General features: G+C 55.7%; 14 protein-coding genes and 1 pseudogene. 10 read left to right on the plus strand and 5 right to left on the minus strand.

Annotation, left to right across the window (positions count from 1 at the left end; all coding sequences use genetic code 11):
* The first annotated feature begins 30 nt into the window (after positions 1-30).
* Positions 31-555 carry a hypothetical protein gene (locus FJ147_21580; GenBank protein MBM4258475.1) on the plus strand — a complete coding sequence of 175 codons (525 nt, stop codon included), beginning with the start codon at positions 31-33 and terminating at the stop codon, positions 553-555.
* A 444-nt stretch (positions 556-999) separates the two neighbouring features.
* Here FJ147_21580 and FJ147_21585 read toward each other — a convergent pair whose 3' ends face one another.
* Together FJ147_21585 and FJ147_21590 are read right to left on the minus strand one after the other, a co-directional pair.
* Entirely contained in the window at positions 1,000-1,284 is a 285-nt protein-coding gene (locus tag FJ147_21585) for an integration host factor subunit alpha (protein MBM4258476.1), read from the minus strand.
* A 108-nt stretch (positions 1,285-1,392) separates the two neighbouring features.
* Entirely contained in the window at positions 1,393-1,947 is a 555-nt protein-coding gene (locus FJ147_21590; protein MBM4258477.1) for a YkgJ family cysteine cluster protein, read from the minus strand.
* A 304-nt stretch (positions 1,948-2,251) separates the two neighbouring features.
* Here FJ147_21590 and FJ147_21595 point away from each other — a divergent pair, with 304 nt between their 5' ends.
* The 3 genes from FJ147_21595 to FJ147_21605 all read left to right on the plus strand — a co-directional run bounded on the left by FJ147_21595 (position 2,252) and on the right by FJ147_21605 (position 6,175).
* Positions 2,252-3,151: a methyltransferase domain-containing protein gene (locus FJ147_21595; protein ID MBM4258478.1), complete on the plus strand. Its 900-nt coding sequence runs from the start codon at positions 2,252-2,254 to the stop codon at positions 3,149-3,151.
* 129 nt (positions 3,152-3,280) lie between these two features.
* The gene (locus FJ147_21600; protein ID MBM4258479.1) at positions 3,281-4,975 is read left to right on the plus strand and encodes an amidohydrolase family protein; all 1,695 of its coding nucleotides are present in this window, start codon (positions 3,281-3,283) and stop codon (positions 4,973-4,975) included.
* Between the two features lie 81 nt (positions 4,976-5,056).
* Positions 5,057-6,175, plus strand: a complete 1,119-nt coding sequence (locus FJ147_21605; GenBank protein MBM4258480.1) for an LLM class flavin-dependent oxidoreductase — start codon at positions 5,057-5,059, stop codon at positions 6,173-6,175.
* A gap of 47 nt (positions 6,176-6,222) precedes the next feature.
* Here the strand turns inward: FJ147_21605 and FJ147_21610 are convergent, their stop codons facing one another.
* Positions 6,223-7,404, minus strand: a complete 1,182-nt coding sequence (locus FJ147_21610) for a transporter (protein ID MBM4258481.1) — start codon at positions 7,402-7,404, stop codon at positions 6,223-6,225.
* 104 nt (positions 7,405-7,508) lie between these two features.
* Between FJ147_21610 and FJ147_21615 the strand changes: the two genes are divergently transcribed.
* The 6 genes from FJ147_21615 to FJ147_21640 all read left to right on the plus strand — a co-directional run bounded on the left by FJ147_21615 (position 7,509) and on the right by FJ147_21640 (position 13,405).
* On the plus strand, positions 7,509-8,273 hold the full coding sequence (locus tag FJ147_21615) for an SDR family oxidoreductase (protein MBM4258482.1): 765 nt from the start codon (positions 7,509-7,511) through the stop codon (positions 8,271-8,273).
* 39 nt (positions 8,274-8,312) lie between these two features.
* Positions 8,313-8,600 carry an antibiotic biosynthesis monooxygenase gene (locus tag FJ147_21620; protein ID MBM4258483.1) on the plus strand — a complete coding sequence of 96 codons (288 nt, stop codon included), beginning with the start codon at positions 8,313-8,315 and terminating at the stop codon, positions 8,598-8,600.
* An 82-nt stretch (positions 8,601-8,682) separates the two neighbouring features.
* Positions 8,683-9,630, plus strand: coding sequence for an aldo/keto reductase (locus tag FJ147_21625; protein ID MBM4258484.1), 948 nt, complete (start codon positions 8,683-8,685; stop codon positions 9,628-9,630).
* A gap of 112 nt (positions 9,631-9,742) precedes the next feature.
* Complete coding sequence (gene ilvD / locus FJ147_21630; protein MBM4258485.1) at positions 9,743-11,608, plus strand: dihydroxy-acid dehydratase; 1,866 nt, start codon at positions 9,743-9,745, stop codon at positions 11,606-11,608.
* A gap of 28 nt (positions 11,609-11,636) precedes the next feature.
* The gene (locus FJ147_21635; protein MBM4258486.1) at positions 11,637-12,203 is read left to right on the plus strand and encodes a DOMON-like domain-containing protein; all 567 of its coding nucleotides are present in this window, start codon (positions 11,637-11,639) and stop codon (positions 12,201-12,203) included.
* A complete protein-coding gene (locus FJ147_21640) occupies positions 12,200-13,405 on the plus strand; it encodes a DUF1343 domain-containing protein (protein ID MBM4258487.1) in 1,206 nt (401 codons plus the stop codon). The genes FJ147_21635 and FJ147_21640 overlap by 4 nt, the downstream gene beginning before the upstream one ends.
* 14 nt (positions 13,406-13,419) lie before the next feature.
* Here the strand turns inward: FJ147_21640 and FJ147_21645 are convergent.
* Both FJ147_21645 and FJ147_21650 read right to left on the minus strand, forming a co-directional pair.
* Positions 13,420-15,270 (minus strand): annotated as a pseudogene (locus FJ147_21645) (carbamoyltransferase).
* Positions 15,267-15,794: a hypothetical protein gene (locus FJ147_21650; protein MBM4258488.1), complete on the minus strand. Its 528-nt coding sequence runs from the start codon at positions 15,792-15,794 to the stop codon at positions 15,267-15,269. The pseudogene FJ147_21645 and the gene FJ147_21650 overlap by 4 nt, the downstream one beginning before the upstream one ends.
* Positions 15,795-15,974: the final 180 nt, after the last annotated feature.

A 15,974-nucleotide genomic window follows, 5' to 3' on the forward strand; every position in this document is an offset into this window, starting at 1 on the left:
GCGAGAGGCCGGGGGAAAGAAGCTCTTCAATTGTGTCCATTCGGTCATGGTCAGGTCCGTTGGATAAACTCGCGGCAGTGTATTCATCCCTCAAGCTTACCAATCCCTTTTTCAAAACACTCTCTAAGCCTGCTCTTCGACTGCGGGAATCTGGGCTCTCAGTCGATCGCGGCCCACGGCCATGCTGACGCACTGAGCTTCACTCTCCGCGCGTTCGGCCAACATATCTTCGTCGACCCTGGGACCTACGACTATTTTCGCTATCCCGACTGGCGTGACTATTTCCGCAGCACCTGCGCGCACAACACTCTCATGGTCGATGCGCGCGATCAATCCGAAATGCTCGGTCCATTTCTTTGGGGCAGGCGAGCAGAGGCGCGGTGTGTGTCTTGGGAACCTCGACCCAACGGCGGTCGCGTCATTGGCGAGCACGATGGATATGCGCAACTCGCAGATCCGGTTATCCATCGACGGTGCGTAGATTTCGATGGTGAATTGAAAACACTCACTGTTACTGACTCACTCTCTGCGTGTGAGTCATATAATGTGAAATAGTTTTTTCACTGTGCTGCCGACAGTCACGTTGAGCGTGTCGACGCACACCGAGTGATGATTGCCGTCCGCGGTGGGGCGGTTATCCTGGCGTTGGATCCCCGCGTGTCGGTGGCGTTATGGCGCGGCAGTGAGACGCCACGGGCTGGTTGGGTGAGCGCTCGCTACCATGAGCTGGTGCCGACGACCACAATCGTGGCATCGGCGCAGATCGCGGGCTCAGCGGAGTTCACCTGTTCGATCGTTGTGGCCGACGCGGCGTGATGGTCATAAGGTATCTTATCGGACATTGTAGGCTCGTGTTCGGGTTCTCAGATGTCGCAGTGTCGCCAGCTGGGTACGTGTGTCGTTGGTTTTCTGCGAGGACCTTTAAGTGTCGGTAGCTGCGTCACGCGTGCGTGACGCTGGCTGCTATTTTCGTCTGAGGATATGCGACGACTGCTGAACCTACGATGACGCCGGGTTCACTGCATCCTTCAATAGCGGACTGGCTTTAAATGATAAGACGCGCCGTCCTGGCAAGGTAATTGTCTCGCCGGTTTGGGGATTACGTCCACGCCGTGCCTGTTTGGTCCGTACCGTGAAGTTACCGAACCCGGAAATCTTCACTTTCTCCCCTTGTTCGAGTTTCCCTTTCATGAGTTCGAAGACCGATTCGACCACATAGGAGACTTCTTGCTTCGGTAGCCCCACTCGTTCATACAGCCGTTCAACAATATCTGCTTTGGTCACCCTTTCCTCCTGACTGGCCCCTGAGCCCCTCAAGCGATGTTGACGTGCACGCCCTCTCTTGTATCGTGGTTCGCTTTGCTTTCCAAGTGCGATCAGCCTCGCGTTGCCTCACGTGGCAAAGCCAAGGAATCTGAGAAACGCCCTCGGGGTCTTGCTCATGTCACGCATACGCTTCCATTGTCGGATTTTGGCGAAGTAGCGCGTCACTTGTCTGTCATTCCAGCACAGCAGGGTCCGCAGCCCACGCCGCGTGAGTTTACCGGTCCAGTCATGGGGACACTCCACCACCCGACTGATCGAAACACGTGTGACCGCTCCGGTCTCGGACAGCTGGACATCAAACGGATGCTGACGACATGTGACGGGGCGGTGTTCATAAATGGTGCAGCGATTCTCTCCGTCCAAGAACACGCAGTGCCCGCGAGTTGACCGGAGTCCCATCACTGCGGGCTTGTCGCTAAACGGTACCCAGAACGGACTTGATGCGGCCAATGCCACGCCGTCGTCGTCATAGAATTGCACGAAACTCGAGACTGCTTTTCCCGTACCGTCGACGATGCGTTGAATATCCGCATCTGTAAGGCACACCACGGTGTCGCGGCAGCAATTCCCACAACCGGTGCAATTGAAATGTAACAGCTTGTGCCAGCGTTCCTGTGTCATATGTCACGGCGTTCTTCTTATAGTATTCAGGTTGGAGACATTACGAGTCTCGCCACTTTTGCATCACCAGGACTAATTTCAGGCTCGCGATCGTAGCCTGCGATGGTAGGCCTGTCGATAGGCGTAGCGCGTTGGTTCTCTATGTCCTGTTTTCGCACCGCGACTATGGTACAGTCCTGCCGCGATCTTGCCGGGGCCAACAACGCGCACGACACAAGCTCACCGTGCAATGGCCGGTATGCCAGGACAGGGTAGCCGCGATAGGTCTTGAAGACGTGTATCTGGTAGAGCAACGGATTTCTGTATGATTCCTCATGCTGTCACCTCCGCTTTGCTGAATGGGCACGGAGAACCGCTTTGCCGCTTTTTGCGCGAAGCCTATTTCGCGGAGCCGAAACAGGGAAGCTTTGCTGTCACGAGCAGTGCTACAACCAGCGAAGACGTGGTTCAACTGGCGAAGTCGCTCCAGCTGATCGAAGAGCGTGGTCCCCACGGGTTTCGTTTAACACCGCTTGGCTACGAGCTAGGGAACTTTGCCAAGGAGTATTGCAGCTGGATCGATCACGGACGCGCCTTACCTGAAGGGGTGACACCCGAACTCTTGACCGGTAAGCGAGTACTCGACGTCGGCTGTAGTTCTGGACGCCATCTTGTGAATTTTCTCAAGCATGGTGCGACGGGGTATGGTCTTGATTTTCAGGAGAACTACTTGCGATTGTCTCGTGTCTTTGCTGCGTGGGAGCACGTGCCTCCGCCCCATGTCTTTCGTGGCGATGGACAAGTATTGCCGTTTAGAAGTGAAGAGTTTGATGTGGTGTTCTGTCGCTTGGTGATCAACTATCTGGATGTCAATCTCACGGTGTCTGAGTTTGGCCGCGTGCTGCGCAAGAACGGGACCCTGATATTGCTGACGGAAACCGCGCGGTCTGCGGCGCGCGATTTGCTGAGACTGCGCTGGCTTGGCAATCGCCGCGCGGTGGCATATTCGCTCCTCGGCTTTGCCAATGCGCTAATTCTGCAAACCACAGGACGGCAATTCCGCGTTCGCAGCCCAGGACGCATGCATCGGTCGCATTCGCCGGTGTGGCCCACACGTCCGTGGCTCGTGCGATGCCTTGCCCGTCACGGCTTTGTGCTCCAACCCGACCGCGCGCAGAAAAATGTCGAACCCTTTGCGTTATTCGTCGCTGTACGCAACGGTTGAACACGCCTACGTTTTCTTGCAACGACAGCTACGCTCAGCTATACCTCTTCAAAGACGACAGGCAACCCGAGCAACACCAACCTTGGCAACCTGTCGCTGCAAGTAGTCAAGAACTAAGGAGGAATATTCATGCCGACGTTTGATCTCGTTATCCAAGGCGGAATGGTCGTCGATGGCACCCGGATACCTCGCTACCGGGCTGACATTGGCATTAAGAATGGTCGTATCGCCAAGATTGGTCGTTTGGCTGCAAACGATGCAACCAAGGTTATCGACGCCAATGGCCTTATCGTGGCACCGGGATTTGTCGATCTCCATACGCACTACGACGCGCAAATCTATTGGGACCCATACTGCTCGATCTCTGGATGGCATGGGGTGACATCTGCGGTGATCGGCAACTGCGGCTTCGGGTTCGCTCCGGTACGCCCCGACCAGCGCGATCGTTCGATGCTCACGATGACACGCGTTGAGGCCATCCCGTACGCGTCGATGAAGGCCGGTATGCCGTGGGATTGGGTGACCTTTCCGGAATATCTCGACAGCATCGAGCGTATTCCGAAAGGTATCAACCTGTTACCTTACGTTCCGGTTGCACCGATTATGATTTGGGTCATGGGGCTTGATGGCGCAAAATCTGGTCGTATGCCGACAGAAAAAGAAACCCAGGAAATGTGTCGTTTGATCCATGAAGGCATGGACGCCGGTGGTTGCGGTTGGTCGGCGCAGCGTTTGGGGATGAACAGTATCCAGATGGACTATGATGGCACCCCGATGGTCACCGACATCATGCACGACGAAACGTGTATGGCATTTGCGCGAGTCCTCGCCGAGCGCAACGAGGGGTTTATTCAGTCGATCTTCCTCTCCCCCACCGGAAAGAATGAAGACGCACAACGCCATTTCGAGGACCTGGCGCGGGCCAGCGGCCGTCCCATCATCTACAATGTGGTGCAAGCAAGTGATCGCTTCCCAGAACGTCATCGCAACCAGCTGGCCTGGCTGGAACGGTGCCGCAACGAGGGGTTGCGGGTCTATGGGCAAGGTGTGACCACTGACCCCGGTTTCGTCTTTACCTTTGAAGATTGGAACCTGTGGGACGACGATCCGGCGTGGAAAGAGGCCACGCTTGGCACGATCGAGGAAAAGCGGACGAAGCTTGCAGATCCTCGCAGGCGTGCGGATTTGAAGAAAGACACCTCTGGTCTCATTAGTGACTCGTTTGAGGAAATTTTCGTGCTCTCGGTGAAACGGCCCGAGCTGAAGCAATGGGAAAATCTCAAACTGCGCGAAGTAGCACAGCGTCAAGGGAAACATCCAGTTGACGCGATGCTTGACCTCGCGGTTGCCGACGATCTGAAAACCGAATTCTACACGACAATTGGCTGCAGCCTGCCCTATTTGAGTGAAGTCGTGCGGTCTGACCTGACGCTACTTGGTGTGTCTGACGGTGGCGCGCACACCAAGTTCTTCACCGCCGGCCGCTATCCGACAGAAACCATACAGAAGCTGGTGCGGGAGAACTCAGTGTTGAGCCTGGAAGAAGCCCACTGGAAGCTGAGCGCTCAACCCGCGCGCTGCGCAGGCTTCCGTGATCGCGGCACGTTACAAGACGGAGCCCCAGCCGACATCGTCATCTACGACTATGACAACATTAAAGTCCTGCCGATGGAAGTCATGCACGATCTACCCGGTAACGAATGGCGTCGGGCGCAGCGTGCAGAAGGATATCACTACGTGTTGGTCAATGGCGAAGTAACGATCAAAGATGACAAGCCGACGGGAACCACATCAGGGAAATTGCTGCGCCACGGCGCGGCGTAGGCGATAGCCCGCGCCGATCGCCCCTGGCGGTCGGCGCGGTTCTGGGCTAGTCCGTTCTGGGCTCACCAATAAGGAGGAACGATGAAATTCGGCTTACTGTATGAAATGGAGACGCCACGACCGTGGCATGCGCTCAGTGAGTATAACATCTATTGGGAAGCTTTAGCGCAGATTGAACTCGCTGACCGTATCGGGTTCGACCATGTCTGGGAAGTTGAGCATCACTTCTTGGAGGAATACTCCCATAGCCCGGCACCAGAGGTCTTCTTCGGCGCCGTGAGTCAACGCACCAAGAATATTCGCATTTCCCATGGCGTACGACTGACTCCCTTTAACTTCAACCACCCGATCAAAATTGCAGAACAGGCTGCGGTTTTGGACATCATGAGCAATGGTCGTGTGGACATCGGTATTGGTCGTTCGACGACTGCGCAGGAGCTTGACGGATTTTCGGTCAACTACGATCGTACCCGTGACGAGATGCGAGAGGCCGCCGAAATTATCGTCAAGGCATGGACAGAGGAAATTCTTGAGCATGATGGTAAGCTTCTCAAAGTACCGCCGCGCCGTGTGGTGCCAAAACCGATCCAGAAACCCCACCCACCGATGTGGATGGCCTGTGTCGCTCCTGATAGCTACACAATGGCGGGTGATCGTGGTTTGGGTGTGCTGAGCTTCAACTTCAACTGGGAAGAAGTGCAGAAGGCGATGGCTATGTACCGCAAGGCGTCGGAAAATCGGACCGACGTTATTCCCAAGATTATTAACGATCAATTCGCTGGTGTTGCCATCATGCACGTAGCTGAAAACAAAGAAGAGGAAGCCATTGGTCTCGACGGAGCACGGTGGTTCTTGCACAACGTCGCTAAGCTCTTCCAGCCGCTCATGGTGAAGAACCAACTATATTCGTACGAGTATTTGCGTAATGTCTTTGCCATGTCGGGGGACCCAAAAGAGGCCACCGATGCCGAACTGAAAGCACATCACATGGTGGCGGTTGGTAACCCGGATGAAGTCATCCGCAAGCTAGAGAACTTCCAGAAGGCCGGTCTGAGCCAGGTCATTTGCTTCAAACAGGCTGGGCGCATTCCTCACGTTAACATCATGAAGTCGATCAAGCGGATTGGGCAGCACATTCTGCCGCATTTCAATCCGCACCGGACAGTGGCGGTCGACGACATTCGTGCGGCGGCTCTCTAAATCTCACCAGCGGTAGAGCCATCACGTATGATGGCTCTACGCAGTCGCTAGCGTCGTAACACCGCCAAACTCCCGTCGCCAAAATCGCCCCACCCCGTCACCAAGCCCACCTGCGCATCCTGTACTTGCCGCTCACCGCACTGGCGTCGAAGCTGACGTGTTGCTTCGACGATGTGGTTCATGCCACCGACATGAGCTTCTGAATGCAGCCCGCCGTGTGTGTTGACGGGAAACTCTCCGCCCAGCTCAACTCTCCCACCTTTGACAAAATCACCAATCTCGCCGCGCTTACACAGTCCCAACGCCTCAAGTTGCAGTAACACGACGTACGTAAAGCAATCGTAGACTTGCAAGAAGTCAACATCCTTGAGTTCAACGTCTGCCATACGTAGTGCATTAGGCGTTGCGAAGCTTAGGCCGATGACAAACGGATCACGTCGCGCCGGAATGTCGTCCGCCGGATACGGATGTCCCTCAGCGATGCCCGAGATGTACACGGGTGTCTGTTTGAGGTCACGGGCGTGTTCCACCGACGAGATTACTACTGCACAAGCTCCATCAGTTTCTAAGCAGCAATCGAACAGGCGAAACGGCTTGGATATCCAGCGCGCATTCAAATAGTCATCCATGGTCAACGGTCTATTGCGCATGAAGGCTCGATCGTTGAGATGGGCATGCTTGCGCGAGGCCACAGCGATAGCACCGGTCGCCTCATCTGGAATGTGGTACATTTCCTTATGCCGCGTTGCGAGCCACGCATACCATTGCACTGGCACAGAGGCACCGAATGGCAAATAGTACTCATTAATCGTTGTCATCAAACTGCCCAGGGCTCCTGAGATGCCGTCGTTGTCACCGCTGCCAAGGCTGCGAACCCGAGCACTGGAGTATCCCTTCCAGCCAAAGGGGACCAGGACATTCTTGGCGACACCGCACGCAACCGCCAAAGCCGCACTCTGCACGGCAGTCAATGCACTCGCCCCACCCATGTGAACGGTGACTGAATAACGCAGGTCTTCGACCCCGAGGTTCGCCGCAAAGTGTTCCGCGGTTGCAGAGGGAGTCGGCGGTGGAATGATTCCATCAATATCATGGGGAGTGAGGCCCGCGTCGGTGATAGCATTGACGGAGGCTTCGAGCATGAGCGCCAATTCGCTCTTATCAGTACCACGGGTGTGCGGTGTTTCACCGACACCGACAATACAGGCTTGATCTTTGAGTGAGTACATTGCATCCTCCTGTGCGCAGTCGATGACGCCGGGATGGTATAACGGACAGCGCGCAATTGTAAAGCTGTGCAGGTGGCACGCTGGGTGGCGCATTGTGTGAAAGGATGGCATGGCAAATGAGCACGAAACGTGGACATGTATTGATAACTGGGGCTGTTGGCGGACTTGGCACGGCGATGACGCAGCGACTACTCGGAGAGGGACATGATATTGTTGCTTGCGACCGTGTGGCTGACACCGTGAGTGACTGGCTACAAAAACTTCCCGCCACAGATCGAGACCGCGTGCAGTTTCACCCACTTGACGTGGCCAAGGAGGAATTGGTGAGTGCCTTTGCGGACAAGCTTCGCGGCCAAGGGCTCACCATTGCATATTTGGTGAATAATGCGGGTATTCACGGAGCCGGGGGGCCAGCGAATACGGAATCGCGTATTTGGGAACGCACACTGCGAGTGAACCTGCACGGCACTTACTATCTCACCCGAGCCTTTAGCCAGTCGATGAAGGATCGTGGCTTCGGACGTATTGTGAACCTTGCCTCGTTATCGGCATATCATCCGTTGGGGGAGCAAGCACCGTATGCTGCTGCAAAGGCGGCCATCACAGGGTATACCCGATCTGCTGCGCTTGATCTGTCTCGTTACGGAGTCACGGTGAACGCGATTGCTCCTGGGCTCATCCTGCATGACGGTCTCAAGGTCGTTTTTTCTGATGATGATCTCAAGCGGATGGCCAAGGACATTCCAGTCGGCCGGGCAGGCAAACCAGAGGAGATTGCGGCGACCGTGGCCTTTTTGCTCTCGGATGATGCTGCCTTTATCACAGGACAGACTATTCATGTGAATGGTGGGAGCTATCTACCAGGATAGTTGCTACGTCGCGCGAACATTGTCTTCCGGGAGGTTACCGTGATCTTGGAAATAGCCATGCTTGACGTGCGTGTCGGTCAGGAGGCCGAGTTTGAACGTGCCTTTGTCAAGGCAGCTCCGATTATTGCCTCAATGAAGGGATATATCGCGCACGAGCTGCAGCGTTGCATTGAGCGGCCTCATCGCTATGTGCTACTGGTTCGCTGGCAGACACTTGAGGACCACACCGTCGGCTTCCGCGGGTCTCAGGAATACCAGGAATGGCGACGACTGTTGCATCACTTCTACGATCGGATGCCGGCGGTGGAACATTATCAGCAAACGTAGACAATGCGACCCTGAACGTGGTAGGTGGTGCCTCGGTACACGACAGCAACGTTGCTTTGATACAACGGAAAGGGGAATAACGATGGAGATGCGTCCGATTGGCAACACGGGCTTGCAGGCGAGTGTTGTGGGGCTTGGCTGCAATAATTTTGGCATGACGATCGACATTGAGGCAACCCGTGCGGTGCTCAACGCTGCGTTCGACGCTGGCCTGAATTTCTTTGATACCGCCGACATGTATGGTGGTACCAAGTCAGAGGCCTTCATGGGTGAGATCCTGAAACCGCGCCGCAAAGACATTATTCTGGCGACGAAGTTTGGCGGGATGGCCAAGCACGGCAAAGGGAATGAGCGCTGGGGCACGAAAGCCTATATCACTCAGTGTATCGATGCGAGTCTGAAACGCCTGCAAACCGATTATGTTGACCTGTATCAGATGCATTATCCTGATCCGCAAACACCGATCGAAGAGACCCTCGGCGTGCTCAATGATCTGGTGAAACAAGGCAAAGTACGGGCGATCGGGCACTCCAATTTCACTGGTGCGCAGATTGACGAGGCCACAACACAAGCGAAAGCCAAGAATACGGTGGCATTTGCCACGGCGCAGAATGAATGGAGCTTACTGAATCGCAGCGCTGAAAAAGATGTGATTCCCGCCTGTGATCGCCAACATGTGGGCCAACTCCCCTACTTTCCCATCGCCAATGGTCTGTTGTCCGGCAAGTACCGACGAGGTGAAGCGCTGCCATCTGGCAGTCGCCTCGACAAACTCGACTTCTTCAAGAGTTGGGCGAACGACGATAACTTCAACAAGATCGAAAAGCTTGAAGCCTTCGCCAAAAGCCGTGGCCACTCGCTGCTAGAGCTCGCGATGTCGTGGCTTGCGTCACAACCGTGTGTCACGTCGGTCATCGCCGGGGCTACCAAGCCAGAACAGATTCGCGCCAATGCCGCGGCCGCAAATTGGCGCTTGACGGCGGCTGAAATGGCGGAAGTCAGTGAACTGGTGCCACTACCATCGGCGTAGGTGACAGCGGCACGTCTGAATGCGTGGGGCTATGATACACCCAGCAAAAGCTGGTATCTTCTACGCCAATCACGACGCAAGCTGGCGACCATAGGAAAGGAGGCTTAAACTTATGCAACGGCAAGGATATCGAAGCGGTACGACCACCCAAGGACGACGCATGGCAGGTGCGCGCGCACTGTGGCGTGCGACCGGTATGAAAACTGAAGATTTTCAGAAGCCGATTATTGCTATTGCCAATTCGTTCACCCAGTTCGTGCCCGGACATGTCCACCTGCACAATGTTGGTCAGCAAGTCAAAGCGATCATCGACGAAAATGGTGGCTACGGTGTCGAGTTCAATACGATCGCGGTTGATGACGGCATCGCCATGGGACACGACGGCATGCTGTACTCCTTGCCGAGCCGCGAGCTCATCGCCGACAGCGTCGAATACATGGTCCAAGCCCATGTGGCCGATGCCATTATCTGTATCTCAAACTGTGACAAAATCACTCCTGGGATGTTGCTGGCGGCCATGCGCCTCAACATCCCGACGATCTTTGTCTCTGGCGGTCCGATGGAAGCTGGTAAGACTGAACTCTCAACTGGCGCCGCCAAACTCGATCTCGTCAACGCCATGATTGGTGCGGGAGACGACTCGCTTAGTGATGAGGACGTACAGAAGATGGAAGAGGCGGCGTGCCCGACGTGCGGTTCCTGTTCTGGCATGTTTACGGCAAACAGCATGAACTGCCTTAACGAAGCGATTGGCTTAGCACTGCCCGGTAATGGCACCATTCTCGCCACGCATGCGTTACGGTGGGAGCTGTTTGCGCGGGCAGCAAAACGCATTGTGCGCATGGCTAAGGCCTATTACTTGGACGGTGATGAGTCGGTGCTGCCGCGTAGTATCGCGACCTTCACGGCATTCGAGAACGCGATAACATTAGACATCGCCATGGGCGGCTCGACCAACACCGTGCTCCATCTCCTTGCGGCAGCCCAGGAAGCGGGTGTGAATTTCACCATGGCCGATATCGATCGTCTGTCGCGCCAGGTGCCGTGCATCTGTAAGCTCGCTCCGGCCTCGGCAAAGTACCATATCGAGGACTGTGCTCGTGCCGGTGGGATTGCCACGATCCTCGGAGAACTCGATCGGGCGGGGAAGATCCATCGCAATGCGATGACGGTGAGCGGTGAGACGATGGGTCAGATGATTGACCGCAACGACATACGCCGTGAGCAGACCGACGAATTTGCCTCACGTCGCAGTTTAGCCGCGCCAGGTAACGTCAGAACAAAAGACGCCTTCTCACAAAACAAACAGTTCGATACTGCAGACCGCGACGCCATTAACGGATGTATCCGTGCGGTCGAATTCGCCTACAGCCAGGACGGTGGTCTCGCCGTACTCTATGGCAACATCGCGCAAGAAGGCTGTATCGTGAAGACGGCTGGGGTCGATGAGTCGATTTGGGTGATGGAAGGACCAGCGCGCATTTTTGAATCACAAGAAGAAGCGTGCATGGGTATTTTAGGCAACAAGCTCAATCCTGGAGACGTGGTGGTCATTCGCTATGAGGGGCCGCGCGGTGGACCGGGCATGCAGGAGATGTTGTATCCAACCTCGTACATCAAGTCGAAACATCTGGGCACCAAATGTGCCTTGCTGACCGATGGGCGCTTTAGTGGTGGCACGAGCGGCTTGTCGATCGGCCATGTCTCCCCCGAAGCTGCAGAAGGCGGTGCCATTGCGTTGCTCGAAGAAGGGGATCGGATTCGTATCGACATCCCCAATCGTAGCATCAATGTCGTGTTGTCAGATGAGGAACTGGCGAAACGACGACAACGTATGGAAGCGAAAGGGAAGAACGCGTACAAGCCCGCCAAGCGACAACGCGCTGTGTCCGCTGCCTTGCGTTCGTACGCGGCGCTCACAACCAGTGCTGCACGTGGAGCCGTGCGCGACATTAGTCAGGTCGAGGGTAAGGCGTAGGTCTGGGAACGGCAAAGGACCTGGACGCGTGCATCAGCGGACACTGATCTGCCATCCACAGACGCTCACCTCCGTTACCTCGGAGATGCGTGTGTCTGTGGAGTGGTTCCACGATGGCAGATGCGCGCTTACGTACATGGTCGCTGGCGACTGCTCAAGATTGCAGGTTCCGAGCAGAACGCTCGCGGCCCGCGTTGACGGGCTATGGAAGCACACCTGTTTTGAAGCGTTCGTCGCGTGTCAGGACAGTGCAGGTTACCGAGAATATAACTTCTCGCCCTCCCAACAATGGGCCGCCTATGCGTTTCGTGCCTATCGCGAGCCTATCGAGCTCAATGAGGTCGAAGCACCTCTCATTGAAGCACGACAAGAAAGGCAACACTTCGTCCTTACAGCGTGCATTCGCCTGGATGACTCGCTGACGCGGCAACCGTTTCAGCTGGGATTGTCGGCTGTCCTAGAGGATACCGATGGTGCCCTCTCCTATTGGGCTTTACAGCATCCAGCGGCTAAGCCTGATTTTCACCATCGCGATAGTTTTGTGTTGCTGATCGATACGCGCACCAGTGTCACGGAAGGTAAGGATGCAAGATGAAGTTTGGTATCGATCGCTTGCTCGCGGACAAGAATCTACGCCAACAGCTCGCTGGGCGACGCGTGGCGTTGCTCGCACATCCAGCGTCGGTGACGCACAACCTGGAGCATGCACTCGATGCCCTCGCGGTCCATCCTGAAATCAAGCTCAGTGCAGCCTTCGGTCCCCAACATGGGTTACGCGGTGATAAGCAGGACAACATGGTTGAGTCGCCCGACTTCAGCGACCCGGCGCACGGCATTCCGGTCTTTAGCCTCTATGGTGAGGTGCGCAGACCGACGACCGCGATGATGGATACATTTGATGTGCTGCTTGTGGATTTGCAGGATGTTGGCTGTCGTATTTATACGTTCATCACAACCTTACGGTATGTCCTGGAATCTGCGGCTCAGCACCACAAAAGCGTGTGGATTCTCGATCGTCCGAATCCGGTGGGGCGTCCTGTCGAAGGGATACGCTTGCGACCAGGCTGGGAGAGTTTTGTGGGAGCGGGCGCGTCACCCATGCGGCATGGCCTCACTCTAGGTGAAATGGCACAGTGGTTCGTGCGTACGTTGAAACTCGATGTCGACTATCAGACAGTGACGATGGAGGGCTGGGAGCCGAGCGCCGCACCAGGATATGGTTGGCCGCTTGGCGAACGGACGTGGGTGAACCCGAGCCCTAATGCTGCGAACTTGTGGATGGCGCGCTGCTACGCGGGCACGGTCATGCTGGAAGGGACGACCCTGTCAGAAGGACGTGGCACTACGCGACCCCTAGAGCTCTTTGGTGCTCCAGAGCTGGACCCGCGGGCACTGCTGCAGACAATGACATCGCTGGCGCCTCAGTGGATGCAAGGATGTCGACTCAGGCCGTGCTGGTTCGAGCCGACGTTTCACAAACATGTGGGAAAACTCTGCGGTGGGGTACAGATTCACGTCGAAGACCGCAGCTATGATCACTCGCTGTTCAGACCCTGGCGGTTGCTGGCGCTCGCATTTAAGGCCCTGCGTGCGTTGCGACCGGACTACGACCTGTGGCGCGACTTTCCCTACGAATACGAACGTGACCGACTGGCGATTGATCTCATTAACGGCAGCCCTTTGTTACGTCAGTGGGTTGACGATCCAACCGCAACGCCTGCTGACCTTGATGTCCTCGCTACTCGAGACGAGGAGCAATGGCTCGCAGAGCGCGAGTCCGTGCTTCTCTACCGCTGATTCCCGGCATCACACTACGCCGCTTGCTTGGGCTTCACTCGTTCGCGGACGGACGGGTGTTCCACATAGAATGGCCCAGCAGCTAGCCCATCGATACGACCATCAAGAAACGCACGTACCGCGTCCTGGGGTGAGCACACAATCGGTTCCTCGTGCATGTTGAAGCTGGTGTTGATAATTGATGGTGAGCCAGAGAGCTTTTCATGCTCTTTGAGGATATCGTAATAGCCCGGATTCTTTTCTCGACGAATAAGCTGTGGACGCGCTGTATTGTCGACATGAACGGCGGCAGGACACACACTGCGCTGGAAATCGGTGCAATCGAACGTTACCGTCATGAACTCTGCGGCATGGGTGGCACCGTCGACATTGCGATAGCACTTGTCGCGCGCTTCCCACAACGTCACCGGCGCGAACGGCATGAACTCGGTCCGCCCCAAGCGCTGATTCAACCACTAGTTCACTTCGGGATCGCGCCCATGATATAGAATCGAGCGGTTCCCTAGTGCCCGCGGGCCATATTCCATACGACCATCGAAGCGTGCGATGACCTCACCAGCATGGATGCGTCGCGCGACCTCTGCGGCAAGATTTCCCGGTCGCGTGTATTGGAGTCCGGCCTGATCCAAAGCGGCCTGCACATCAGCTTTGCTATAGGATGGCCCAAGATAAACATTGTCCAACGGTATCCCGACTCCACCCGGCCAGCTAGCGTACAATCCAAGCCCAGTGCCGCAGCCACCGTCTCCCATATTTGGATAAACGAAAAGTCCAGTGACGCCGTCAATCTCGAAAATCCGCTGATTCATCTTGACGTTTGCTGTCACTCCGCCCGAAAGGACGACATTGCCGATGCCGGTCTGCTTCACCCAATAAGCGACCAGTCGACACGCGAGCTGTTCGAGCACGTATTGATACGCTGCCTCAACATCAATCATTGGGAAACGCAGGGCCAGGTGGCGAGAGAAGTAGACGTTGAGGTTTTCGTAGATGCGAAAATCACCGTCAGTTTCCTCGCAGCGATGTAACAAAATATCCGCAAGCACAGACGGATCACCATAGGCTGCGAGCCCGACGATCTTGCCTGCGTGACGATCCGGTTTGAAGCCCAACGACGCCGTGACACTTTCATAAAACGAGCCAAGGGAATGGGGAAACGGAATATTATGGACACGTCGTATTTTGCCGCCCTCGCCGACGCTGACTGAGCCGGCGAGTCCTGTGCCGTAGCCGTCGATCGTCACAATCAACGCGCGATCAAGACCGCTGGCCAGATACGAGTTGGCCGCGTGCGACAGATGGTGCTCATAGCGCTTCAGCTTGTCGGTCAGAGCAAAATGTTGTAGGCCACGCTCCAGTTCCTTGTGCCAGTGCTGGTGCTCAGCCAATTGTTCCCCTGACCGTTGTCTGTCGACGTACATCGAGTAGAGGTGACTCAGTTGCGGATCACCGCCAAAGAGGCGATAGAACATTCTGTGAGTCAACGGTTTGTCCATCCGTTGGTTGGGCACGGACAGGCCGGGAATGGCCTGCGTACGCTTGGGCACGCGGCGTTCCGCCTCGGACAGACGTTGCTGTAACCCGCGGTCGCGATATGTACCGGCTGCATCGCTTTCCTTGGCCATGCTCTTGAGCAACGATTGCTGTTCCTGCTCTGGCGTGAGAAACGCATAGGCGACAACATCGATATCCTCGACTTTCCATCCTGTGGTCGCCAGGGCTGCCGCAATGGCTTTGTAGGGAAAACCAGCATGTTGCTTCTCCCGACTGAAACGTTCTTCGCCAGCAGCGAAAAGAATTTTCCCATCTTCTACGGCTGACGCATTGGCATCTTTATCAAGCGGTGATATTCCCAGAACTTTCATTGGTGGTCTTTCTTCTTCCTAGAGTGCGAGAGTAGAGTAGCTTTCAGTTCGAGGGCGGTCATGGTACGACCGTTCAATTGACCAAAAAAATAATCGAAGTAACGGCGAAAACTATCGAGAAACCGTGCACGATCATTTTCATTGCGTACGTATGCGGTGTGGCCAGGCACGAGCGAAGGACTATGAAACGAGAACGTAAACGTCTTCACTCCCCGGTCAAGGAGAAAGTGCGTGAGTTTGCGATGCTCCTGCCAGCCGAATCCTTCAGGGGAGAGCCGAAGCCGGTCGATCGCATTGAGTCGCGAGAGGATCGCCGGGAGGCGTAAACGCGGGCGCCAACCAGTCGAACAAAAGCGGTACACTGCATTGGCGTACGCTTGCCAAAAGCCAACTAAAGCGCCGGTGGTCGGAATGCCGAGAATTTTTTCATCTGGACCACACCAGAAGCAGTCTAAGGAGGCGTCCGCGAAATTTGGGCCACCATCACCACGGTAGTCGAATCCCGGAGTAGTACTGCAGTCCACTTCGTAGTTCTGCTCCACCAAGAGTTCGAGGACATGACGGGCGATGCCATAGCGGCCATCCCTGTAAAGGTCGGTTGACTACCGTCGCATCGCCAGAATCCGCGCAGTCGATACGTGCGTTTGTTTTTTGCCACTCAGTTTGTGAGGTACTGGCTTCTTCGGCCCGCGTTTGGACTTGGT

The sequence above is a fragment of the Deltaproteobacteria bacterium genome (assembly GCA_016874775.1).
Taxonomy (GTDB): domain Bacteria; phylum Desulfobacterota; class Binatia; order Bin18; family Bin18; genus VGTJ01.

Bases quoted from the DNA above. Each gene is read 5' to 3' on its own strand.
- FJ147_21590 (MBM4258477.1), bottom strand. From the start codon at position 1,947: ATGACACAGGAACGCTGGCACAAGCTGTTACATTTCAATTGCACCGGT.
- FJ147_21595 (MBM4258478.1), top strand. From the start codon at position 2,252: ATGATTCCTCATGCTGTCACCTCCGCTTTGCTGAATGGGCACGGAGAA.
- FJ147_21600 (MBM4258479.1), top strand. From the start codon at position 3,281: ATGCCGACGTTTGATCTCGTTATCCAAGGCGGAATGGTCGTCGATGGC.
- FJ147_21605 (MBM4258480.1), top strand. From the start codon at position 5,057: ATGAAATTCGGCTTACTGTATGAAATGGAGACGCCACGACCGTGGCAT.
- FJ147_21610 (MBM4258481.1), bottom strand. From the start codon at position 7,404: ATGTACTCACTCAAAGATCAAGCCTGTATTGTCGGTGTCGGTGAAACA.
- FJ147_21615 (MBM4258482.1), top strand. From the start codon at position 7,509: ATGGCATGGCAAATGAGCACGAAACGTGGACATGTATTGATAACTGGG.
- FJ147_21625 (MBM4258484.1), top strand. From the start codon at position 8,683: ATGGAGATGCGTCCGATTGGCAACACGGGCTTGCAGGCGAGTGTTGTG.
- ilvD (MBM4258485.1), top strand. From the start codon at position 9,743: ATGCAACGGCAAGGATATCGAAGCGGTACGACCACCCAAGGACGACGC.
- FJ147_21640 (MBM4258487.1), top strand. From the start codon at position 12,200: ATGAAGTTTGGTATCGATCGCTTGCTCGCGGACAAGAATCTACGCCAA.